16 protein-coding genes and 2 pseudogenes are annotated in these 22,203 nt (G+C 72.7%); 9 read left to right on the forward strand and 9 right to left on the reverse strand.

What is annotated here, in order from left to right; genetic code table 11:
* Positions 1 to 57: 57 nt before the first annotated feature.
* Positions 58 to 1,608 (reverse strand): Na+/H+ antiporter, encoded by a 1,551-nt coding sequence (locus AB5J73_RS41115; RefSeq protein WP_370964406.1) that lies wholly within the window; start codon positions 1,606 to 1,608, stop codon positions 58 to 60.
* Between the two features lie 140 nt (positions 1,609 to 1,748).
* Here AB5J73_RS41115 and AB5J73_RS41120 point away from each other — a divergent pair, with 140 nt between their 5' ends.
* Positions 1,749 to 4,877: a BTAD domain-containing putative transcriptional regulator gene (locus AB5J73_RS41120; RefSeq protein ID WP_370964407.1), complete on the forward strand. Its 3,129-nt coding sequence runs from the start codon at positions 1,749 to 1,751 to the stop codon at positions 4,875 to 4,877.
* Here AB5J73_RS41120 and AB5J73_RS41125 read toward each other — a convergent pair.
* Positions 4,855 to 5,634: an ABC transporter permease gene (locus tag AB5J73_RS41125; RefSeq protein WP_370964408.1), complete on the reverse strand. Its 780-nt coding sequence runs from the start codon at positions 5,632 to 5,634 to the stop codon at positions 4,855 to 4,857. The genes AB5J73_RS41120 and AB5J73_RS41125 overlap by 23 nt on opposite strands.
* A complete protein-coding gene (locus AB5J73_RS41130) occupies positions 5,631 to 6,566 on the reverse strand; it encodes an ATP-binding cassette domain-containing protein (RefSeq protein WP_370964409.1) in 936 nt (311 codons plus the stop codon). The genes AB5J73_RS41125 and AB5J73_RS41130 overlap by 4 nt, the downstream gene beginning before the upstream one ends.
* Before the next feature lie 204 nt (positions 6,567 to 6,770).
* On the opposite strand from AB5J73_RS41130, the gene AB5J73_RS41135 reads away from it, so the two are divergent.
* From AB5J73_RS41135 to AB5J73_RS41155, 5 genes and pseudogenes are all read left to right on the forward strand, one after another.
* Complete coding sequence (locus AB5J73_RS41135) at positions 6,771 to 7,100, forward strand: PadR family transcriptional regulator (protein WP_370964410.1); 330 nt, start codon at positions 6,771 to 6,773, stop codon at positions 7,098 to 7,100.
* Between the two features lie 2 nt (positions 7,101 to 7,102).
* Entirely contained in the window at positions 7,103 to 7,489 is a 387-nt protein-coding gene (locus AB5J73_RS41140) for a DUF1048 domain-containing protein (RefSeq protein WP_370964411.1), read from the forward strand.
* Positions 7,486 to 8,226: pseudogene (locus AB5J73_RS41145) on the forward strand (ABC transporter ATP-binding protein); the annotation flags it as partial. The gene AB5J73_RS41140 and the pseudogene AB5J73_RS41145, both read left to right, overlap by 4 nt.
* A gap of 1 nt (position 8,227) precedes the next feature.
* Positions 8,228 to 8,677: pseudogene (locus tag AB5J73_RS41150) on the forward strand (ABC transporter permease); the annotation flags it as partial.
* 141 nt (positions 8,678 to 8,818) lie between these two features.
* Complete coding sequence (locus AB5J73_RS41155) at positions 8,819 to 10,825, forward strand: APC family permease (RefSeq protein ID WP_370964412.1); 2,007 nt, start codon at positions 8,819 to 8,821, stop codon at positions 10,823 to 10,825.
* A gap of 25 nt (positions 10,826 to 10,850) precedes the next feature.
* Here the strand turns inward: AB5J73_RS41155 and AB5J73_RS41160 are convergent, their stop codons facing one another.
* The 6 genes from AB5J73_RS41160 to AB5J73_RS41185 form a co-directional block, all read right to left on the reverse strand.
* The gene (locus AB5J73_RS41160; RefSeq protein WP_370964413.1) at positions 10,851 to 11,774 is read right to left on the reverse strand and encodes an NADP-dependent oxidoreductase; all 924 of its coding nucleotides are present in this window, start codon (positions 11,772 to 11,774) and stop codon (positions 10,851 to 10,853) included.
* A 123-nt stretch (positions 11,775 to 11,897) separates the two neighbouring features.
* Positions 11,898 to 13,973 (reverse strand): hypothetical protein, encoded by a 2,076-nt coding sequence (locus AB5J73_RS41165; protein ID WP_370964414.1) that lies wholly within the window; start codon positions 13,971 to 13,973, stop codon positions 11,898 to 11,900.
* Positions 13,974 to 14,041: 68 nt separating this feature from the next.
* Positions 14,042 to 14,608 carry a DM13 domain-containing protein gene (locus tag AB5J73_RS41170; RefSeq protein WP_370964415.1) on the reverse strand — a complete coding sequence of 189 codons (567 nt, stop codon included), beginning with the start codon at positions 14,606 to 14,608 and terminating at the stop codon, positions 14,042 to 14,044.
* Between the two features lie 113 nt (positions 14,609 to 14,721).
* Positions 14,722 to 15,789, reverse strand: a complete 1,068-nt coding sequence (locus tag AB5J73_RS41175) for an alpha/beta hydrolase (RefSeq protein ID WP_370964416.1) — start codon at positions 15,787 to 15,789, stop codon at positions 14,722 to 14,724.
* 14 nt (positions 15,790 to 15,803) lie between these two features.
* Positions 15,804 to 16,154: a hypothetical protein gene (locus AB5J73_RS41180; RefSeq protein ID WP_370964417.1), complete on the reverse strand. Its 351-nt coding sequence runs from the start codon at positions 16,152 to 16,154 to the stop codon at positions 15,804 to 15,806.
* Between the two features lie 13 nt (positions 16,155 to 16,167).
* Complete coding sequence (locus AB5J73_RS41185) at positions 16,168 to 16,668, reverse strand: TetR/AcrR family transcriptional regulator (protein ID WP_370964418.1); 501 nt, start codon at positions 16,666 to 16,668, stop codon at positions 16,168 to 16,170.
* Between the two features lie 138 nt (positions 16,669 to 16,806).
* Here AB5J73_RS41185 and AB5J73_RS41190 point away from each other — a divergent pair, with 138 nt between their 5' ends.
* The 3 genes from AB5J73_RS41190 to AB5J73_RS41200 all read left to right on the forward strand — a co-directional run bounded on the left by AB5J73_RS41190 (position 16,807) and on the right by AB5J73_RS41200 (position 22,122).
* On the forward strand, positions 16,807 to 17,217 hold the full coding sequence (locus tag AB5J73_RS41190) for an ArsR/SmtB family transcription factor (protein WP_370964419.1): 411 nt from the start codon (positions 16,807 to 16,809) through the stop codon (positions 17,215 to 17,217).
* The gene (locus AB5J73_RS41195) at positions 17,214 to 18,869 is read left to right on the forward strand and encodes a SulP family inorganic anion transporter (RefSeq protein WP_370964420.1); all 1,656 of its coding nucleotides are present in this window, start codon (positions 17,214 to 17,216) and stop codon (positions 18,867 to 18,869) included. Before AB5J73_RS41190 ends, AB5J73_RS41195 begins: the two co-directional genes overlap by 4 nt.
* A gap of 118 nt (positions 18,870 to 18,987) precedes the next feature.
* Positions 18,988 to 22,122: a LamG-like jellyroll fold domain-containing protein gene (locus tag AB5J73_RS41200; RefSeq protein ID WP_370964421.1), complete on the forward strand. Its 3,135-nt coding sequence runs from the start codon at positions 18,988 to 18,990 to the stop codon at positions 22,120 to 22,122.
* Positions 22,123 to 22,203: the final 81 nt, after the last annotated feature.

Raw genomic sequence — 22,203 nt, forward strand, 5'->3', positions numbered from 1 at the left:
CAACCCACCCGAAGTTGGGTAACGATCCGATCTCCCGCGTGACGAACCGGTGCCGGCTCAGTCCTCGAGGCCGGCGTGCTCGAGGTCGAGCAGCCGCTGGATGCGGCGGCGGGTGCCGTCGGTGATCTCGCCCGCCTCGAACAGGCGGGTCAGCTCGGCCGCCTCGACGTCGATCAGCTCGCGCCGCAGGGCCCGGTAGTCGATGCCGCGCACCCAGTCGTCCTCACCGGTGTCGCCCCGGATGTGGTCGAGGCGCGCCTGCCAGCCCGCGCGGAGCTGGTCGACCGCGAACGCCGGCGCGGACTCGGTCTCGGCGAGGTGGTCCAGGTGCGACAGGCCGGCTTCGGCGAGCTTGCGGCGGGCGGCGGAGTACTCGGTGCGCAGATCGGCCGGGTCCAGCGCGATCCCCGCCCGGCGGACCAGCGGGGCGAGCGTGAAGCCCTGGACCACGAGCGTCAGCACGATCACCGCCGTCGTCAGCAGCAGGACGAGGTCCCGCGCGGGCAACGCCGAACCGTCCAACGTGGCCACCGGCAGGGACAGCGCCGCCGCCAGCGGCACCACGCCGCGCGCGCCCGCCCACGAGACGACCGCGGGGACCTGCCAGGAGATCCGGCCGGCCTCGCGCCGTTGCCGCACGGCCGAAAGCACGAACACCAGCAGCAGCCGCGCCAGGACGAGCGTCGCCGCGATGGCCACGGCCTGCAGCAGCCACCACGCGCCGTCGCCGGCCACCCGCCGCACCAGCGCGGGCAGCTGGAGTCCGATGAGGCCGAACACGACGCTCTCCAGCAGGAACACCACGGTCTGGTAGACCGCGCCGACCTGCAGCCGGATCCGCGCGGTCGTCAGCCGTTCGGCTTGGGTCCCGAGGATCACACTGGCCACGACCACCGCGGTGACGCCCGACCCGCCGACCGACTCCGCGACGAGGTACCCCGCGTACGGCGTGACCAGCGAAATCACCGTCTCCAGCACCGGGTCCTCGGTCCGGCGCCGGATCAGGAACGCGCCGAGCGCCGTGAGCACGCCGACCGCCAGGCCACCGCCCGCGAGCAGCCCGAACTCCCCCAGCGTCCGGCTCCACGACGCGGCCCCGCCCGCGACGGCCAGGAACAACGCCACCCGGAACAGCAGCAGGCTGGTCGCGTCGTTGAACAGGCTCTCCGCCTGGATCAGCGCCTGGACCCGGGGCGGCAGCGCCAGCCGCCGCGCCAGGGCCGTCACCGCGACCGGGTCGGTGCTCGCCAGCACCGCGCCCAGCACGAACGCCATCCCCACCGGCAACGGCGTGACCGCGACCGCCGTGCCGATCACCGCCGCGGCCGAGAGCAGCACCAGCCCGACCGACAGGACCGCGACCGGCCGCCCGACCGCGCGCAGGTCCCGCCACGGCAGCTCCTCCCCCGCCGCGAACAGCAGCGGCGGGAGCACGACGAGGCTGATCACGTCCGGGGTCACCTGCACGACCGGCACCCCGGGCAGCAGCCCCACGGCGACGCCGGCGACGACCAGCAGCGAGGGCGCCGGAACCCGCAGCCGCCGGGCGAAGGTGGCGACCACGGTCGCGACGACCACGAGGAACAGTACGGTTTCCACACCACGCATCAGCCGGTCCTCCAGATCCGATCCGGATGCCGACCAGACTTCCCGGCGCGCCGGGATCAGGCTACGCGACACACCTCGACGACCGGGTGCGGTCACCGGGTTCGGGCCCCGCGGCACCTCCGCGCGGCTAGCCTGGCGCGGTGACGATCGAGCTGGTCCTGCTGCCGCGGGTGGCCTGCCGCGGCCGGGAAATCACCAGCCCCCGCCTCGGCGGGCTGCTCGCCCTGCTCGCCGAGGAGCTGCGCACCGGCGCGAGCACTTCCCGCCTGATCGACGGGCTCTGGCCGGACGAGCGACCGGAACACCCCGCCAAGGCGCTCCAGGTGCTCGTGTCCCGCGCGCGGGCCCGGCTCGGCGCCGACGTCGTCGAAGCCACGCCGACGGGCTACCGGCTCACCCTGGCCGAGCACCGGGTGGACGCCGGCGCGGTGCTGCTCAGCGCCGCCGCGTGCGCGCGGCTTTCCCGCGAAGGCGACCACGAAGCCGCACTCGCCCACGCCGAAGCGGGCCTCGCCCTTTGGACACCGCCCGCGCACGACTCCGGCGGCACCGATCCCCTGAGCGCGCTGCGGACGGCCCGCGCCTCGACGAGCCGGTGGCTGGTCCGGGCCCGCGCGCTGTGCCGGTCACGGCTGGGCCGGGCCGGCGAGGCGGTCGACGAGCTCGCCGGGCTGGTGGCCGAACGACCGCGCGACGAAGAGCTGCTCGTGGAACTGCTCCGCAGCGAAGCCGCGACGGCCGGGCCCGCTGCCGCGCTGGCCCGGTACGAGGACTACCGGCGCACCGTGCGCGAGGAGCTCGGCAGCGACCCCGGACCGGCGCTGCGCGAGCTGCACCGGCAGCTGCTGCGGGGTGAGGCGCCCGCGGTCCGCCACGGTGTCGCGCACGAGCCGAACCCGCTGCTCGGCCGCGACACCGACCTGGCCGCCGTCGCCGGGCTGCTGCGGACCTCCCGGGTCACCTCGATCGTCGGCGCGGGCGGGTTGGGCAAGACCCGGCTCGCGCACGCCGTCAGCCGCCGGGCCGACCAGCGGATCGTGCACTTCGTGCCGCTCGCCGGCGTCACGCACGACGACGACGTCGCCGCCGAAGTCGCCTCGGCGGTCGGGGGCGCCGACGCCGCCGGGCCACCGGGCAGCCGCCCGCCCGCACCCCGTGACGCCGTGACCGGCATCCTCGACGCGCTCGGCGCCGGGCCGGCCCTGCTCGTGCTCGACAACTGCGAACACGTCGTCCGCGGCGCCGCCGACCTGGTCCGGGCGCTGGTCGCGCTCAGCGCGGACCTGCGGGTGCTCACGACCGGCCGGACGCCCCTGGACCTCTCCTCGGAGTCGGTCCACCCCCTGCCGGAGCTGAGCCCGGCGACCGCCGCCGAACTGTTCCGGCAGCGGGCCCGCGCCGTCCGGCCGGACGTCGAGCTTCCGGACGAGGCCGTCCGGCAGCTGTGCGCGCACCTCGACGGCCTGCCGCTCGCCATCGAGCTGGCCGCGGCGCGCAGCAGGGTCATGTCGGTCCCCGAGATCGCCCGGCACCTCGACGACCGGTTCGCCCTGCTGCGCGGCGGCGCCCGCGACGCCCCACCGCGGCACCGCACGCTGCAGGCCGTCATCGACTGGAGCTGGAACCTCCTCGACCAGCGGGGAGAAGCAGCCATGCGAGCCCTGTCGGTCTTCCCCGGCGGCTTCACCACCGGCGCCGCCCGGCACCTGCTCGGCGACGCCACGGTCGAGCTGCTCGACCAGCTCGCCGGCCACTCGCTGCTCAAGGTGCTGGACACCCCGGCGGGCACGCGGTTCCGGATGCTGGAGACCGTCCGCGAGTTCAGCGCCGCCCGCCGCGAGGAAGCCGGGGAGACCGAGCAGGCCACCACCGGCTTCCTGGCCTGGGCGGTGGAGTTCTCCCTGGCCCACCACGACGCGCTGTTCGGTGCCGACCTCGTCCCGGCCATGCGGCGGGCCGGCGCCGAGCAGGACAACCTGGTGCACGCGCTGCGGTACGGGATCGACCACGAGGACGGCGCGACCGTGGCGGCGACGGCCGCCGTGCTGGGCGGGCTGTGGACGTTCGAGTCGAACTTCGGCCGCATGGCCGCGCTCGTGGCGGACACCGCCTGGCTCCTTTCGCACTTCCGCCCCGAGCCCGGCCTCGTGGCCGCGACCCGCGCGACGCTGGTGCTGAGCGCGGTGAACAGCTTCCTGTTGCAGGGTCCCCGCCCCGCTCGCGCCCTGGTCGCCCTCCGGCGGCTCCCGCCCGCCGCACCCGGCACCCTCGTGCACGCCGCCGAGCAGGTGATCGGCGCGGCGGCCGCGGCGGGCTTCGAGCCGTTGTTCGCCTTGTGCGCCAACAACGATCCGCTCGTCGCCGGGCTGGCCGAAGGCGTCGCCAGCTACGCGTGGTCGGCGCTCGACGCCCCGGACCGCGCCCTGGCCGCGGCCGGACGCATGGTCGCCGTGTTCGACGGCCGCGAGTCGCCGTGGCTGCGCGCCGTCGCCCACGCCCGGGTCGGCGAGCTGTGCCTGGAGCTGGAACGCGGGCAGGACGCGCGGCGGTCGCTCGGCACGGTGCTCGCCGTGCTCGACGAGACCGGTACCTGGCCAGGCGCGGCCCGGATCCGGGGCGCGCTGGTGCTGGCCAACCTGCAGATCGGCGCGATCGACGAGGCGGAGCACTGGCTCGAGCAAGCCATGCTGAACGGCGGCAGCGAGGTGGCCGGTGCGTCCATGGTGGACGTCGGTGCCCGCGCGGAAATCCTGCTGGCCCGCGGCGACACCGACCCGGGCCTGCGCCTGTGGCGCCGGACCGCCGAACGCCAGCGCTCCACGATGGACACCGGCCCCGGCGCCGACGGCTGGGCGTGGGAGACGCAGGCCGTCGCCGTCGTCGCCCACGCCCACCACCGGCGGCTCGACCTCGTCACCGAGATCACCGGCGACCTCCCGCGCGTGCTGCCCGGCCTGCTCGCGGACCCCGCGATGTCGGTCCCGGTCTGCGGGGCCCTCCTGCTGGCGCTGGCCCTGACCGACCTCGACCGCGCGGAGACGGCCGGCGAGCGGTCCGCGGCCGTGCGCCTGATCGCCCTCGCCGAGCGCTTCCGGTACGTGCGGGGCTTCCACCCCACGATGTCCTCGGCCCGCATCCGCGCCGTGGCCGAACGGGCCGACGAGCCGGCGTACGCCGACGCGCGGTCGGCATACGCCGGCCTCGGCCGGGAAGAGCTCCGAGCGGCGGCCATCGCGGCGGTGGCGCTCAGGCCGCCGGATCGCGCCTGAACAACGCCCGCGCCCAGACGTACCCGGCCAGCGTGAAGCCGGCGCACCACGCGACCGCGAGCCACGCGCTCCCGCCGACCGGCGTGGCGAGCGTGAGCCCGCGGAGGGTGTCGATGATCGGCGTGAACGGCTCGTTGCGGGCGAACCAGCGCACGGCCCCCGACATCGTGTCCGTTGGCACGAACGCGCTGCTGAGGAACGGCAGCACCTGCACGAAGAGGATGAACAGGTTCGCGCCCTCGGCGTTCTTCGCCGCCAGCCCGACGGCGACGGCGAGCCAGGTGAGCGCGAACGCCAGCAGCAGCACCATTCCCAGCGTCGCGAGCCAGCCGCCGAAGCCCGCCGCGGGCCGGAACCCGAACGCCAGCGCCACCCCGACGACGAGCACCGCGCTGACCATCGTGCGCAGCACCGCGCCCAGGACGTGCCCGGTCAGCACCGACACCCGCGCGATCGCCATCGTCCGGAACCGCGCGATGATCCCCTCGGTCATGTCCCGGTTCACCGCCAGCGCCGTCATCGAAGCCCCGTACCCGACGGTCATCAGCAGGATTCCCGGCACCAGGTAGTCGACGTACGCGCCACCGCCCGGCCGGGTGGCGAACCCGGCGTTCAGCGCACCGCCGAAGACCCCGACGAACAGCAGCAGGAGCAGCACCGGCATGCCCAGCGACATGATCATCATCCCGGGGTACCGGCGCAGGTGCTTCAGGTTGCGCCGCAGCATGGTCGCCGAATCGCGCACCGCGTAGCTCATCGGGCGGCCTCCTTTTCGGTGGTGAGGGCGAAGAAGACGTCGTCGAGGTCCGGGGTGTGCACCGACAGGCTGCCGACGGCCACCCCCGCGCCGTCCAGCCGGTCGAGCAGGCCGCGCAGCGAGCGGACGCCGCCGTCGCCGGGCACCGAGAGCGTGCCCGCGGACTCGTCGCGCGTGCCCTCTCCGAGCGCCCGCGCGGCCGCTTCGAGGCTTTCGGCGTCGGCGAACTGCAGCCGGACGTGCCCGCCGGGGACCCGCCGCTTGAGCTCGTCCGGCGTGCCTTCGGCGACCACCTTCCCGTGGTCGAGCACCGCGACGCGGCCGGCCAGTTCGTCGGCCTCGTCCAGGTACTGCGTCGTCAGGAAGACGGTGACACCGCCCGCGACGAGGTCCCGGATGATCCGCCACACGGTCTGCCGGCTGCGCGGGTCGAGCCCGGTGGTCGGCTCGTCGAGGAACAGGACACGCGGCGCGCCGGTGAGCGTCATCGCCAGGTCGAGCCGCCGCCGCATCCCGCCGGAGTAGGCCGACACGAGCTTGCCCGCGGAGTCGCCGAGGTCGAACCGCTCGAGCAGCTCGGCGGCCTTCCGCCGCCCTTCGGCGCGGCCGAGGTGGTGCAGGTCGGCCATCAGCAGCAGGTTCTCTTCGCCGGTCAGCAGGTTGTCGACCGCCGAGAACTGCCCGGTGACCCCGATCGCGGCGCGGACCCCGTCCGGCTCGCCGGCCACGTCGTGCCCCGCGACCGAGGCCTGCCCGCCGTCGGCGCGGATCAGGGTGGACAGGATCCGCACGGCGGTGGTCTTGCCCGCACCGTTGGGCCCGAGCAGGGCGAAGATCGTGCCCGCGGCGACCCGCAGGTCGATGCCGTCGAGCACGACCTGGTCGCCGAAGGACTTGCGCAGCCCGCTGGCCGCTATCGCCGGGGTGGTCACGGTTCTCCTCTCGTCCGCCCGCGGCCTCGGCGGCCACGGCTGGGAAGAGGATGCGGAGCCCCGGTTTCAGGCCGGTTTCAGGTCGCTTTCCGGCCGAGCGACCCCTGAGGGACGAGCCCGTTCAGAGCACTGGACAAGACCCCACTATTCAGCGTTACTATGTACCGGTACTCAGCAAGACTGAGTAGCACGAGGAGGCGGTTCATGGGCAAGCAGATGACGGAGATGCTCAAAGGCGTACTGGAAGGCTTCGTCCTCGCGATCCTGGCCGGCCGGTCCGCGTACGGCTACGAGATCACCGCGTGGTTGCGGGAGCAGGGCTTCTCCGACATCGCCGAAGGCACCGTCTACGCGCTGCTGATCAGGGTCGAGCAACGCGGGCTCGTCGACGTCGAGAAGGTCCCGTCCGAAAAGGGGCCGCCGCGCAAGGTGTTCTCGCTCAACGCACGGGGTCGGCAGCACCTCGACGAGTTCTGGAAGAACTGGGGCTTCCTCTCCGAACGCCTCGAACAGCTCCACCGAGGAGGGAAATGACCATGTCCGACACGGAAGACGGCGGCTTCGTCTCGAAGTTCCTCACGCTGGTGATCGGCGACAAGCGGCGCTGGCGGCAGTACAAAGCGCGCGTCAAGCAGCTCCCGCCGAACTACCGCACGGCGGTCGAGGGGATCGAGCGGTACCTCATGCACTTCGGCTCGCTGGACAGCGACAACGCGGCCTCGCTGTTCGAGGACGTCGCCGACCTGTTCGAGCGGGCCGCGGCCGACGGTACGCCGATCCGCGAGATCGTCGGAGCCGATCCCGTCGAGTTCGTGGACGAGCTGATCCGCAACTACGCGAAGAGCGGCTACGTCGCCCGCGAGCGGCAACGCCTGATCAGCGCCATCGACCAGGCCGCCGGCGACGAAGGGGCCGTCCGATGACCGCGATCCGGGTGCGGGGGCTGGAAAAGTCGTACCGGGACCTGCACGTCCTGCGCGGCGTCGACTTCGACGTGGCGCGGGGCGGCATCTTCGCCCTGCTCGGCTCCAACGGCGCCGGCAAGACCACCGCCATCCGCATCCTGTGCACCCTGCTCAAGCCCGACGCGGGAACGGCGACCGTCGCCGGGTTCGACGTCGTCACGCAAGCCGACGACGTGCGCGCGGCCATCAGCCTCACCGGGCAGTTCGCCGCCGTCGACGAAATCCTCAGCGGGCGCGAAAACCTCGTGCTCGTCGCCCGGCTGCGGCACCTGAAGCGACCGGGCCGGATCGCGGACGACCTGCTCGCGCGGTTCTCGCTGACCGACGCGGGCGCGCGGAAGGTGGCGACGTACTCCGGTGGCATGCGCCGGCGCCTCGACATCGCGATGAGCCTCATCGGGGATCCGCCGGTGATCTTCCTGGACGAGCCGACCACCGGGCTCGACCCCGAGGCCCGCCTCGAAGTGTGGGCCGCGGTGAAGGACCTCGCCGCGCGCGGTACGACCGTGCTGCTCACCACGCAGTACCTGGACGAGGCCGAGCAGCTCGCCGACCGGATCGCGATCCTGCACGAGGGCCGGATCATCGTGAACGGCACCCTCGCCGAGCTCAAGCAGCTGCTCCCGCCCGCCAAAGTCGAATACGTCGAGAAGCAGCCGACCCTCGAGGACGTCTTCCTCGCCGTCGTCGGCTCGCGCACACGTGCTGACCTCGCTGGTCGCCAACCTGATCTCGGTGGTGATCGTCGTGGGCGTCGCGATGCTGATGGGGTTCCGTTCCGGAGCGGGCGTGCCGGCGTGGCTCGCGGTCGCCGGCATCCTGCTCCTGTTCACCCTGGCGCTGACCTGGATCGCGGTGATCGCCGGTCTCTCCGCGAAGACGGCGGAAGGCGGGAGCGCGTTCTCCTACCCGCTGATCTTCCTGCCGTTCCTCAGCTCGGCCTTCGTCCCCACCGCGACGATGCCCGGCCCGGTGCGCGCCTTCGCCGAGCACCAGCCGGTGACGTCGATCGTCAACACCCTCCGGGGGCTGTTCACCGGGCAGCCGGTCGGCGGCGACATCTGGATCGCCCTCGCCTGGTGCGCCGGCATCCTCGTCGTCGCGTACGTGTTCGCCACGGCCGTGTACCGGCGCAAGATCTCCTAGTCACGCGGGCACCGGGGACCAGGGGCGTTGACGCGACCCTGACGATCCGGCCGGGGACGTTTACGCGTTCCCTACGCGAGCGCCCGGATCTTGATGTTTTCCCTACGCCGCTCCCCCGCCCCAGGAGGGACGCTGCGGTACGTGCCGGCACCTACTTCATGGCTCAAACGGCTGGTACTCGGGCGGCCGTTCCGCAGCGACACCCTCGGCGAGACCCTGCTGCCCAAGTGGCTCGCCCTGCCGATCTTCGCCAGCGACCCGCTCTCCTCGGTGGCGTACGCGACCCAGGAGATCCTGCTGATCCTGTCGATCGGCGGCCTGGCGTACCTGACGCTGGCGCCGTGGATCGGGCTGGCGGTCGCGGTCCTGCTCACCGTCGTGGTGATCTCCTACCGCCAGGTCGTGCGGGCCTACCCCAGCGGCGGCGGCTCGTACGAGGTCGCCTCGCGCAACCTCGGCAGCTCGGCGGGACTCGTCGTGGCCGGCGCGCTGATGGTCGACTACATCATGACCGTCGCCGTGTCGGTCGCGTCCGGCGTCGACAACATCATCTCCGCGGTGCCCGAGCTCAACGACTACCGCATCGCCTTGAACCTGGGCTTCGTCCTGGTGCTGATGGCGATGAACCTGCGCGGCATCCGCGAGTCCGGCCGCGCCTTCGCCATCCCGACCTACCTGTTCATCGGCGGGGTCATGCTGATGATCGCGCTCGGCCTCGGCCAGGCCGCCGCCGGGCACCCGCCGGTCGCCGAGAGCGCCGGCTACGACGTCCGCCCCGAACAGGCCGGGTTGACCGGCCTGGCGCTGGTGTTCCTGCTGCTGCGGTCGTTCTCCTCCGGCTGCACCGCGCTCACCGGCGTCGAGGCGATCTCCAACGGTGTGCCCGCGTTCCGCAAACCCAAGAGCGCCAACGCCGCCAAGACGATGACCGCGATGGGCGCGACCGCGGTCGCCATGTTCGGCGGCATCACCGCGCTCGCCATGATCAGCCACGTCCGGATCGCCGAAAACACGTGCGACCTCACCGGGTTCCGCGGCGACTGCACCACCGACCCGCAGCGCACCGTGATCAGCCAGATCGCCGCGGCGGTGTTCGGCGGCGACCACTCTCTCCTGTTCTACTTCCTGCAGGCCGCGACCGCGCTGATCCTGATCCTCGCCGCCAACACCGCGTTCAACGGCTTCCCGTTGCTGGCCTCGATCCTCGCCCAGGACCGATACCTGCCCCGCCAGCTGCACACCCGCGGCGACCGGCTCGCGTTCTCCAACGGCATCATCGCACTGGCCCTCGTCGCCGGGATCCTGATCTTCGCCTTCGACGGCTCCACCACCCGCCTCATCCAGCTCTACATCCTCGGCGTGTTCACCTCCTTCACCCTCTGCCAGGCCGGCATGGTCCGCCACTGGAACCGGGTGCTCGCCGACACCACCGACACCCGCGAGCGGCGAGCGGCCCAGCGCTCCCGGCTGATCAACGCGCTCGGCGCGGTGCTCACCGCCATCGTCCTGGTCGTCGTCATGATCACGAAGTTCACCCACGGCGCCTACCTGGTCGTCATCGCCATCCCGGTGCTGTACGTCCTCATGCGCGCCATCCACCGGCACTACACGCACGTCCGCGAGGAGCTGGCGGCCGACGACGAATTCGAGCTGCTCCCCAGCCGCGTCCACGCGATCGTGCTCGTGTCCACATTGCACAAACCGAGCCAGCGCGCCGTCGCGTTCGCCCGCGCCACTCGCCCGGACACCCTGACCGCGATCACCGTCAACGTCGACGACACCGACACCCGTTCCCTGCAACGCGACTGGGAGAAGCGAGGGATCAAGATCCCGCTCAAGGTCCTGGAGTCGCCGTACCGCGAGATCACCCGTCCGGTGGTCCAGTACGTGAAGAGCCTCCGCCGGTCCAGCCCCCGCGACGTCGTCAGCGTCTACATCCCCGAGTACGTCGTCGGCCGCTGGTGGGAGAACATCCTCCACAACCAGAGCTCACTACGCCTCAAGGGCCGGCTGCTGTTCGAGCCCGGCGTCATGGTCACGAGCGTCCCCTGGCAGCTGAGCTCCACCCACCGCCGCGACCTCCAGCGCGTCCGGCCGCTGCCCGGGGACATCCGCCGCGGCGTCACGGCCCAGCGAGGCCCGGGCTGAGCGGCGCGGCCGTACCGGGCACCTCTCACGTCACCTTGATGACGACCTTGCCCGCCGGGTGGCCGTTCTCGACGGTGGCCAGTGCGGCCGGGGCGTCGGACAGCGGGTGGACCGCGGTGATCACCGGCGCGAGGACGCCGTCGAGCGCCAGCCGGGCGGAGCGCGCCAGGTTCTCGCGGTCGAGGCGGCGCTCGACGAACCGGCCACCCAGCTCGGGCACGGACTGGTCCCCCACGGCGATGACGGTCCGGGGATCGCGCGCCAGCGGGGCGACCGTCCGCAGCGACGTGCCTCCGACCAGGTCGACGATCCCGTCGAAGCCGTCCGGAGCCAGCCCGCGGGCCGCGGTGACGACGTCCTCGGCGGTGTAGTCGACGAACCGCACCCCGACGGCTTCGGCGTGCTCGCGCTTGGCGGCACTGCCGGTGCCGACCACGCGCAGCCCGCGCGCCGCGGCCAGGCGGGCGACGGCGAGGCCGACCCCGCCGCCGACGCCGTTGACCAGGATCGTGGCGCCGGCCGGGAGGCCGAGCTGGTCGAGCACGTCCACCGCGGTCGTCCCCGCCACCGGCAGCGTCGCCGCCACGGTCGCGGACAGCCCCGCCGGGATGCGCGCGGTGTTCGCCGCGGACAGCACCGTCGTCTCGGCGTACGTGCCGCCACCGGTGAGCGCGAAGCCGAACACCGCGTCCCCGACCTCGAGCCCGTCGACGTCTTCGCCGAGGGCGAGCACGGTTCCCGCGGCTTCCATGCCCAGCACGCGGGGGAACGGGCGCCCGCCGTCCAGCCCGGGAACCAGCCCCGCCCGCAGGAGGTGGTCGAGGGGGTTCACGCCGGCGACGTCGACCCGGACCAGCACCTCACCGGGACCCGGGACGGGATCGGGCCGCTCGAACGACACCTGCACCTCGGGCCCGCCGAACTCGCTGAAACCCCACGCCTGCCCCATTTTCCGCCCCTTCCGGGTGACCGGCCCCGGCGGTTCCGGAGCCCTGCGGCCATCCTCGTCTCTGACACCGGTGTCAGGGGCAACCGGCTGAGGCGCGGGTCACAGCGAGACGGCCGGGGAGGTCTACGCGTCGCGCGGCGGAGCCAGTTCCCACGCGGCCGCGGTGCTCCCGCCGGGTTCGATCCCGTACCGGCGGACTCGATCCGCCTCCGCCGCGCGGCCGGCCCGGCGCAGCAGACCGGCCAGCAGCTCCATCCCGCGCGGCTCCTGCGGGCTCAGCCTCCACGGGTCGGCCGTCCCCTCGATCCACCCGCGGAGCACGTTCTCGGCCTCGTCGACGCGACCGAGCCGCTCGAGCAGGTCGGCCAGGTGCCCGCAGGCCGTCTCCACGCCGTTCCGCATCTGGGTCCGCAACGGCCCTTCGGCCTCTTCCAGGCGACCGAGGCAGGCCAGCGCTTCCACCAGCAACGGCACCGCGAGGGCACTGAGTTCGGCACTACGCCGGTACCAGCGGACGGCTTCGTCGACCCTCGTGCTCTCCACCAGCATGTCGGCGAGGTACCACATGGCCGCCGGATCGCCGGCCTGCGCATGGGAACGCAGCAGCGTTTCGGCCTCCTCTTCGCGGCCGCGGTCGCGCAGCCGCACCGACAGCATCGACACCGCGAGCGGCTGGCCGGCCGCCACCAGCCGCCGGAGGCAGGTGACGGCTTCCTCTTCGTGGCCCTGTCTCTTCGCGAGGTCGAACTCGTGCCACAGGGCGTCGACGCTCCCGGCCGCCGCGGGTTGCGCGTGCTGATCGGGTTCCTCCTCGGCCCAGCTGAGGTAGGGCGAGGCGTCGAACGGCCGCGGATCGCGGTCCAGGTCGCCGCTCCGCTGCTTCCAGGCGGACGCCTCCGCGGTGGCGCCGCGCAGGTCGCACAGCACCGCGAGCAGCCGCATCGCGGCCACGTCACCGGACTCGGCCGCGGGCCCGGCACATCCGGCGGCCAGCCGGTACAGGCCCCGCTGGAGGGCTTCGGCGGCCAGGCGCGAACGGTCGTCGACCGCGGTGGCGTGATCGGCGAGCGCGGTCCACAGACTGGCCGGAGGTCGCTTGCGAGCCCGGGCCTCGCGGGTGTGGTGGTCCAGGAAGTCGTGCAGGACGTAGCCGTCCGGTGGCCCGATGCCCGGGCGCTGCCGCGTGGGGGTCAAGGCGGCGATGCCGTGGTGCGGGCGAGCCGCCTCCGCCAGCGCATCGGTCAGCCAGTCGCCGCCGGCCACCCGGTCCCGGTCGTCGAGGTACCCCACGACGGCGGCGCGCAGGACGTCCGCGGTGAGCGGGCTTTCCTGCCCCAGCCGCCGGGCGTCCATCGCCGCCGTGATGAGCGCTTGCGCGTGCGGGCTGTGCAGGCCGCCGAGGTAGTCCCGGAGCAACCGCGGTCCCCCGGAGAGCACCTGGGTGACCGCCAGCTGCCGCTCGCCGGTGCGCACGGCCAGCGCGAGCCGCGGGTCACGCTCGGCGCACCGCGCCAGTTCCGCTCGCTCCCGGTCGCTGGCGCCGGCGAAGCTGTCGGCGACGCGGACCATCCGGACCTGCGGCAGGTTGACGAGGTTTTGCACCTGCGGCGTGTCGGCCAAGAGCTTCCAGTGCGCGGTCCACACGTCGGCGACCACCAGCACGGGACCGGGACCGGACAGCACCTCGACCAGCCCCTCCGCGACCGCCTCGACGTGCGGCCGGTCCAGGAACCGGCGCTGGACGTCGTTGAGCCACAGCACCCGCCGCGGCGGAACCCCGCCGGCCAGAAGCTCCACCAGCTGGTTCGGCCCGGCCGGCACCACGACCGGCCAGGACCGCAGGTGCCCCGCGGCCCGCAGCGCTTCGTAGGCCGCGCGGGTCTTCCCGGACGCCGACTTCCCGACCAGCACCAGCATCAGGCTGGTTTCGGACGCATCCCTCAGCAGGCCGCGGATTTCGTCGTCGTGCCGGCGCACGACGTAGCAAGGCGGACCATCGGGTGTCGCCGAATCCACCGTGATCGACTCGTGCACCCCGAGCTGCCGAGCACTCCACCCGGAGATCGGCCGCTCCACCACGGACCGCGGCGCGGGCCGGGCCCCCGCGTGGTGGATGTGAACGTCACCGTGGACGTCCCGCGCCTGCACGACCGGACCGTGCGCGACGCCGATTTCGTTGCTGCCCCAGGCGTCGGTCATCACCTCAACCTACCCCCGGGCGACACGCCGGGCCGGGACGTCCTCGCCTTGACTCGGAGCACCACTCGTCAGGCGGGCCTGCTGGTCAGTTCCGCGGCGCCGAAGGACACGTCGAAGCGATCGCACCAGATGCTCACGCTCGTGTAGCCGCTCAGGTCGGTGCCCGCCGGCAGGGCGTAGTTCTGGTTTCCCTTGTTCCCCTTGAGCTCGCCGGCGTCGAGGTGCTTGCCGTCGTCGAAGACGTCCCAGCCGTCCTTGCCCGGTCGCACCGGCGCGTCGGTGAGCCAGACGTGCACGTCCGGGCCGCTGCTGGTGGCGAGGTTTTCCAGGCGCAGCAGGAGCGCCCCGTCGGCCGCGCGCAGGACCCGGACCGTCCCGGTGGTCCGGTGCTCGTGGCTGATCAGCGTGCCGGTCGCGACCTCGACCGGCTCAACCGGTTGCGCGGCCGTCGATTCCGCCACCGGCGCAGCAGGCTGCGACACCGGCGCGGCGGCCGGAAGGCTTTCCTGCACCGTTTCGTCCACCCACAGCCGCCACGGCTGAAACCAGTAGAGGCCCGCCGCGACCGCGACCGTGCTCACCACCAGAGCGCCGATCAGCCAGGGCCGGGTGGGCCGGCGGGTCGAGGCGTTCATCTCGTTCTCCTCCGTCGTCCGCGATGCCTCATTCAACGGGACGCATCACCCGGCTGCGTCCCGGTCCGCGGTTACCGATCCCTTACACCGCGACGTCGTCGCGGTGGCCCAGCTCACCTCCGGCTCGGCGTGGTGCGCCCACCCGCGGCGAGGGGCGTCGCTGCGAACCGGTGCAGGGCGTCGAGCGCGGCCGGGGCGAGGGTGTCCGCGTGGCCGGCGTCGTGCAGCAGGTGGTCCACTCCGGACAGTGGCACCCGGCCCGGTCCGCCGGCGTGCGCCCGGCGCAGGGCGGCAGCCAGGGCATCCGTTGTGGCACAAGGGACCTGGCCGTCGTTCGTGCCGCAGGTCAGCAGCACCCGGGTCCCCGGCCGCAAAGCCGCCGCGGTGTCCGGTGGGTAGATGGCGTCGTCGCTCTCCACGAACCGGCCGCTCGCTCCTTGGAAAGCCGCGAAGAGCTGGGCAACGGCGGGCGGCAGGTCGGTCGTGTCGACCGGCCGGTGTTCGCGCAGGGCGGTGACGGCAGCGTCGATCGCCGCGTCGATCGCGCGCTGCTGGTCCGCGGTGAGCCGGCCCTGCCGGACCGCCTCGGCGGTCTGAGCGTGCAGTTGCAGCGCGACCAGGTCCAGCAGGCGGATCGCCTGCGGCTGCAGCAGCGCCAGGCCGGCCGGGCGCGGGTGGACGGTGCCGCCGAGCAGCAGCGCCGTCATCGCGCCCTCGCTGTGCCCGGCGACCATCAGCGCGCGCGGGTCGGTCTCCGGCTGGTCGCGCAACACCTCGTAGGCGGCCTTCGCCTGACGGACGAACGCCGGGTAGTCGAGTTCGGCCGGGTGGTCGCGGTAGGCGCCGAGCCCGGTGCGGCCGGTGCCGTACTTGTCGAACCGCAACGTGGCGACCCGGTCGCCGGCGAGCGCGGCGGCCACCTGCGCCAGGGTGTTCGGGGCCGTGTGCGGTGGCTGGTTGCCGTCTCGGTCGGTGGGTCCGCTGCCGGGCAGCAGAAGCGCGGCCCGCAGCCGTTGCCCGGCGCGGTGCGCGGGAACGTGCAGGGTGCCGTAGGTCGCCGTCCCGTCGACGGTGAAGACGACCTCGCGGTCGGCGGCCGGCACGAGGCCGGGCGTCGCCTGAGCCGGGGTGGCGGTCACGACGGCCAGCGCCACGACGGCCACGGTGAAGTGGGAGAACATCGGTTCGTTTCCGTTCAGCGCAGCGCGTTCTCGACCAGCGTGACGGTCTCGCGTGGGTTGTCGACCTGGAGGACCAGGCGGGCGTAGCGCTCGTCGGCGAGTTCGATCACGACCGCCTTCGCCGCGTCCTTGACGTCCCAGAAGACCTTCTCGCCGTCGAGGTGGAACGTGCCCGCCGTGATCACGCCGGGCACGTGCGCGCCCGGCGCGCGGATCCCCTTGGGATCGGCGGCGATGCCGGGATCCGCGGTCGCGCCGCGGACGTTGGCCAGCGGGATGGTCAGGCTGCTCTTGAAGGCCCAGAGCTTGTCGAGACCCTCGATCACGACAACGAGGTCGTCGCCGTCGATGTGGACCAGTGCCATGGCTGTTTCCTTGTCAGTCGAGCGGATCCAAGCGTCGGGTCAGCGCGGTGCCGACCCCGTCGGGGTTGCCGCGCAGGAGGATGCCCAGCGCGGCCGCCGTGAGGGCGGCGGCCAGTGCGTCGGAAATACCGAGCGCGCCGGCGATCGCCTGGTCGATGGCGGCCAGCGCCGCCGCCACCTCGGCGGCGACTTCCTCGTCGGCCGGGGCCCGGTCGACCGCCGCGAGCAGCAGCAGGCCGAGGTCGGCCGAGGTGACGAGCCGCAGCGCGGTCGCGGCATCGGGTGCCGCGGCGAGCGCGTCGGCCAGCGGGCGGACGTCGTCGGCGAGGTGGCGGCGAAGCGCGATCAGGTAGAGGCCGCGCTTGCTGCCGAACGTCTTGTACAGGCTGTTGCGGTGCACGCCGAGGTGGGTGACGAGATCGTCGACGGACACCCCGTCGTACGCGCGGCCGCCGAACAACTCCACGGCGGCGCGCACCACCTCGTCCTCGTCGAACGTCCTTCGCCTGCCCATGCCAGGACGATAGCCTTTTGAGGAACGATCAGTCAAGAACGATCGTTCCTCAAAAAATCGGATCCTGGGGCCACCGCGAGCCAGGTGGCGGGCTCATGGATTGATGGATTGATAGAGTCATCAATCCAGGAGGTGCTCATGCCCGCGAGATCCCGCACGACGGAGCCGCTGTACCGGATCAAGGCCGACCTGTTCAAGTGCCTCGCGCACCCGACCCGCATCCAGGTGCTGGAGGTGCTGGCCGCGGCCGGTGCCGAGGGCGCGCCGGTGACGCAGCTGCTCGACGTGACCGGCTGCGAAGCTTCCCAGCTGTCCCAGCACCTCGCGGTCCTGCGCCGCACCCGCGTCGTCACCTCGTCGCGGACCGGCAACGCCGTCGACTACTGGCTCGCCGAACCGCTGGTGGCCGAGCTCCTGGTCGTCGCCCGCGCGTTCCTCCTGGCCGGCTTGCGGCCCGGCTCCGACCAGCTGCGGGCCGCGCGCGAGCTGCCGCCGCTGCCCGGCGCGAGTCCCCAGGCCGTGCTCGACGCGATCACGGTCCACGCGTGAAGACCCGCGACCTGCTGCCGGGCCCCGGCGACTTCGACCTGCGGCCGCCGGTGGTGCGCGCGGACCTGCTCGCCGGGATCACGGTCGGGGTCGTCGCCCTGCCGCTGGCACTGGCGTTCGGGGTCAGCTCGGGCGCGGGACCGGCGGCGGGACTGGTCACGGCCGTCGTGGCGGGGATCGTGGCCGCGGTGTTCGGCGGCTCGCCGGTCCAGGTGTCCGGGCCGACCGGGGCGATGGCGGTGGTCCTGGCCCCGATCGTCGCGGCGCACGGCCCGTCCTCGGTCGCCCTGGTCGCCATCCTCGGCGGCCTGGTCGTGCTCGTCGCGGGAGCCGCGCGGCTGGGCCGGCTGGTCGGTTACCTGCCCTGGCCGGTCGTCGAGGGCTTCACGCTCGGGATCGCCTGCATCATCTTCCTGCAGCAGGTCCCCGCGGCCGTCGGCACGACCGCGCCACCGGGGCAGAACCCGTTCCTGGCCGCGGCCGGCGCGGTCGCGCACGCCGTGACCGGTGGCGGCGCCGGCTGGACGGCGGCGACCGTGGTGGCCGTCGCGGTGATCATGCTGGTGCTGCCCAAGCTGCACCGCGGGATACCGGCGTCCCTGCTCGCGGTCGCGGCGGCGACCGTCGCCGCCGAGCTCGCCCACGCGCCCCTCCCGCGGATCGGCACCCTGCCCGGCAGCCTGCACCCCGCCTTGCCGTCGTTCACCCTCGGCGCCGTCGGCGACCTCACCGGCGCGGTCGTCGCGGTGGCCGCGCTGGCGGCGATCGAGTCACTGCTCTCCGCACGCGTCGCCGTGACGATGACACGCGGTGGCCCGCCGGTCGGCCCGACCCGCCCGGACCGCGAGCTCGTCGGCCAGGGCATCGCCTCGATCGCCAGCGGCCTCTTCGGTGGCATGCCCGCCACCGGCGCGATCGCCCGCACCGCGGTCAACGTCCGTTCGGGCGCGCGGACCCGGCTCGCGGCCATCACCCACGCCCTGGTGATCCTCGCCGTCGTCTACGCCGCCACCGGGCTCGTCTCCCGCATCCCGCTGGCCGCGCTGGCCGGCGTCCTCATGGTCACCAGCCTGCGCATGGTGCCGCTCGGCACGATCCGCGAAGTGGTCCACGCGAGCCGGTCCAGCGCGGCCACCTTCGCCGTGACCGCGCTGGTGACCGTCGCGGCGGACCTCATCCTCGCCGTGGAGATCGGCTTGCTCGTGGCCGCCTTCTTCGCCTTGCGCCACCTCGCCGGCGCCGCGCACGCCCGCCGCGACCCGCTTCCCGGTCCCGCCACCGCCGGCGACGAGCACATCGCCGTGTTCGGTTTCGAGGGCGCGATGTTCTGGGGCGCTTCCGAACGCCTCGTCACCGAAATCGCCGACACGACCGGCGACGTCCTCGTCGTCATCCTGCGGCTGTCCCGCCTGCACCTGCTCGACGCGAGCGGCGCGAAAGCACTCGGTGAAGCGATCGAGGAGCTCGAAAGCCGCGGCATCACCGTGCTGGTCAAGGGAATCCGGCCGCATCACCGGCACCTGCTGACCGCCACCGGCGCGCTCGGCAAGCTCCGGCACGAAACCCACCTGTTCACCGACCTCGCCGACGCGGCGGCCCACGCCCGGTCCCACGTGCGACGCACCCGAGCCGGCGACCACGCGTCACCCTGAAACTTGGCAGTCGGCCCTCGCGATACCGCCATTCGGCGGTAGTTCGAAGTCCAACATGTCTGATTGGATCCACCCCAGAGCGTTTTACAACGTTGTAAAAGTGAAGGGGATCTCGCCGATGAGAAGAGCCGCTTCCGTCCTCCTCGCCCTGCTGGTGGCACTGGGCGTGGCGTCGGGAACGCCGCCGGCAGGCGCCGCCGAGCCCGTGCACGGCTTGAAGGCCGAATACTTCACGATGTCGGCGCCCGGGGCGCGGGACTTCGCGAACCTGGCCGGCACCGCGCTGGACGGCGAGGTCGACCACCCGGACCTGACCTCGATCTTCGGGCTGGTCGCCGGGCGCACCGAGCACACGACCGCGCGGTGGACCGGGCAGCTCGCCGTGCCGCAGACCGGCGACTACACGTTCTACGCCATCGGCGACAACGGGTTCCGGCTGCTCATCGACGGTGCTCCGGTGATCGACCACTGGGTCGGCGACTGGGACTCCGAGCAGACCAGCGCGCCGGTCACGCTGACCGCCGGCAAGCAGTACGACTTCAAGCTGGAGATGTTCCAGGACACCGGCGGCGCGAACATGTTCCTGCGCTGGTCGAGCGCGGCCACCGCGAAGCAGATCGTGCCGCTGTCGGCGTTCACGCCGCCGGCCGGCTACGCGGTCGTGCCGCGCACGGCGGACATCTCCCGGGACGGTCGCACGCTCACGGCCGACTTCGACGGCCGCGTCTCGGGTACGAACGACCTGAAGGACCACCTGCGGATCGAGGTCGACGCGACGCCGATGCCGATCTCGTTCATCACGACGACCCGCACCCGGGCCACGATCCAGCTGGCCGAGCGGGTCCTGAAGGGCCAGCGGGTCACGATCTACTACGACGGCGCTGGTGCCCTCGCGGTGAACGGCACGAAGGTCGGCAAGACCGGCCGCACCGTCGCGAACGCGTCGGCGGAACGGCTCCGGACGCCGTGGGGCGAGAACGTCGACACGCGCCACCCGTTGCCGGAATACCCGCGGCCCCAGCTCGAGCGCGACAAGTGGGTCAACCTCAACGGCCCGTGGGAGTTCTCGGCCGCCAAGGAGGGCCAGCAGCCGGTGTTCGGCAAGCGGCTGCCCGAAAAGGTGGTCGTGCCCTACCCGATCGAGTCGCAGCTCTCCGGGCTCGAACGGCACGAGGACCACATGTTCTACCGCCGCACGGTCAGCGTCCCGCGCGACTGGAAGATCGGCGGCGGGCAGCGCCTCAAGCTCAACTTCGGCGCGGTCGACTACCAGGCCAAGGTCTGGGTGAACGGCAAGCTCGTCGCCGAGCACACCGGCGGTTACACGGCGTTCAGCGCGGACATCACCGACGTGCTCAAGCGCGGCGACGAGCAGGAGATCGTCGTCGCCGTCACCGACACGACCGGCCCGTACCAGCCCAAGGGCAAGCAGTCCCCCAACCCCGGCGGCATCTTCTACACCCCGTCGTCGGGCATCTGGCAGACGGTGTGGCTGGAACCGGTGGCGGACAAGGGCATCGACGAGATCAAGACGACTCCCGACCTGACCACCAACTCACTGGCCCTCAACGTCAAGTCCGCGGGCACCGCCACCGTCACGGCGGTCGCCAAGGACGCACGCGGCCGGCCGGTCGGCACGGTCACCGGACCGGCGAACACGAACCTGAAGCTGGCGGTGCCGAACCCGCACCTGTGGACGCCGGACGACCCGTACCTGTACCAGCTGGAGATCGAGCTGGGCGGGGACAAGGTCAAGAGCTACTTCGGCATGCGGTCCACCGGCATCACCAACGTCGGCGGCACGCCGAAGCTGACGCTCAACGGCAAGCCGATCTTCAACCTGATGCAGCTGGACCAGGGCTTCTACCCGGACGGCCTGAACACCGCGCCGAGTGACGAAGCCCTCGTGTTCGACCTGAAGGCGCAGAAGGACCTCGGCTTCAACGCCGTCCGCAAGCACATCAAGGTCGAGCCCGCCCGCTGGTACTACCACGCGGACCAGCTCGGACTGCTGGTGTGGCAGGACTTCGTGTCCGTCGAGGACGGCAACAACCCGGCGGCGCAGCAGGCGTGGCTCAGCCAGGGCCTGGAAGAGATGCACCAGCTGCAGAACTACCCGTCCGTCTACGCCTGGGTCGTCTTCAACGAGGGCTGGGGCGAGTGGGACAAGACCGCCACGGGCCGGATCGCCGACCAGGTCAAGGCCACCGACCCGAGCCGGATCGTCAACGCACACAGCGGGGTGAACTGCTGCGCCTCCAAGGGCGACTCGGGCCGCGGCGACGTCATCGACCACCACGACTACAACAACACCGACCCGGCCCGCTCGGACGGCACGCGCGTCGCGATGGATGGCGAGCACGGCGGCTTCACGCTGCGCACGCCGGGTCACCAGTGGCCGGGTGCGCCGATCGCGATCTACAGCGGCGTGGCGGACAAGGCGGCGCTGACGGCGAAGTACGTCGACAACACCCGCACGTTCTACCTCGGGCAGGCCAGGGCCGAGCTGTCGGCCTCGGTCTACACGCAGGTCACCGACCTGGAAGGCGAGCTCAACGGGCTGTGGACCTACGACCGCAAGCGCATCAAGGTCGACCCCGGTCCGGTCCGCGAGATCAACCGGCGCGTGATCGAGGCCGGGGCCGACGCCGGCAAGCCCTACCCGTACGCGGGGAAGGGCTCGTGGCACCTCGACGAGCGAGGAGGAACGACCGCGAAGGACTCCAGCGGCGGCAACAACTCCCTGACGCTCACCCCGGCCGGGGCGGCGTTCAAGGACGGCGCGCTCCAGTTCACCGGCGGCTCCGCCGACACCTACGGCCCGGTCGTCGACACGACCGGTGACTACACCGTGTCCGCGAAGGTGCGGCTCGACCAGCTGCCCGGCAACTACGCGACCGCGGTCAGCCAGGACGGCCGGGACCGGGAGAGCCCGTTCTACCTGCAGTACGGCCAGGGCGCGTTCGCGTTCAGCACCCCCGGCGGCAACCGGGCCCGGTACGAGGTCGTGCCGGAGATCGGCCGCTGGTACGAGCTGACGGGTGTCCGGGCCGGCAACGAGATCCGGCTCTACGTGGACGGCGTGAAGGTCGCGACGGCCCCGGCCGGACCAGCGCTCGTCAGCACCGGCGCGTTCACGATCGGGCGCGCCAAGTACGACGGCCGCAACGTCGACTTCTGGAGCGGCGCGGTCGACGACGTCGCGGTGGCCGGCAAGGCGCTGACGGACGCGGAGGTCGCCCAGCTCTCCTGATGCCGTCCGCGTGCCGGGAAACCGGCACACCTGCGGGGCGGGTGCCGCACAGCGGATCGCGGCACCCGCGCCGGCGGGCGG

Source organism: Amycolatopsis sp. cg9 (assembly GCF_041346945.1).
Lineage (GTDB): Bacteria > Actinomycetota > Actinomycetes > Mycobacteriales > Pseudonocardiaceae > Amycolatopsis.

Coding starts and splice junctions, on each gene's coding strand:
- AB5J73_RS41165 (WP_370964414.1), bottom strand. CDS start 13,973: ATGACCGACGCCTGGGGCAGCAACGAAATCGGCGTCGCGCACGGTCCG.
- AB5J73_RS41135 (WP_370964410.1), top strand. CDS start 6,771: ATGGGCAAGCAGATGACGGAGATGCTCAAAGGCGTACTGGAAGGCTTC.
- AB5J73_RS41180 (WP_370964417.1), bottom strand. CDS start 16,154: ATGGCACTGGTCCACATCGACGGCGACGACCTCGTTGTCGTGATCGAG.
- AB5J73_RS41175 (WP_370964416.1), bottom strand. CDS start 15,789: ATGTTCTCCCACTTCACCGTGGCCGTCGTGGCGCTGGCCGTCGTGACC.
- AB5J73_RS41115 (WP_370964406.1), bottom strand. CDS start 1,608: ATGCGTGGTGTGGAAACCGTACTGTTCCTCGTGGTCGTCGCGACCGTG.
- AB5J73_RS41185 (WP_370964418.1), bottom strand. CDS start 16,668: ATGGGCAGGCGAAGGACGTTCGACGAGGACGAGGTGGTGCGCGCCGCC.
- AB5J73_RS41125 (WP_370964408.1), bottom strand. CDS start 5,634: ATGAGCTACGCGGTGCGCGATTCGGCGACCATGCTGCGGCGCAACCTG.
- AB5J73_RS41160 (WP_370964413.1), bottom strand. CDS start 11,774: ATGGGGCAGGCGTGGGGTTTCAGCGAGTTCGGCGGGCCCGAGGTGCAG.
- AB5J73_RS41140 (WP_370964411.1), top strand. CDS start 7,103: ATGTCCGACACGGAAGACGGCGGCTTCGTCTCGAAGTTCCTCACGCTG.
- AB5J73_RS41200 (WP_370964421.1), top strand. CDS start 18,988: ATGAGAAGAGCCGCTTCCGTCCTCCTCGCCCTGCTGGTGGCACTGGGC.
- AB5J73_RS41170 (WP_370964415.1), bottom strand. CDS start 14,608: ATGAACGCCTCGACCCGCCGGCCCACCCGGCCCTGGCTGATCGGCGCT.
- AB5J73_RS41190 (WP_370964419.1), top strand. CDS start 16,807: ATGCCCGCGAGATCCCGCACGACGGAGCCGCTGTACCGGATCAAGGCC.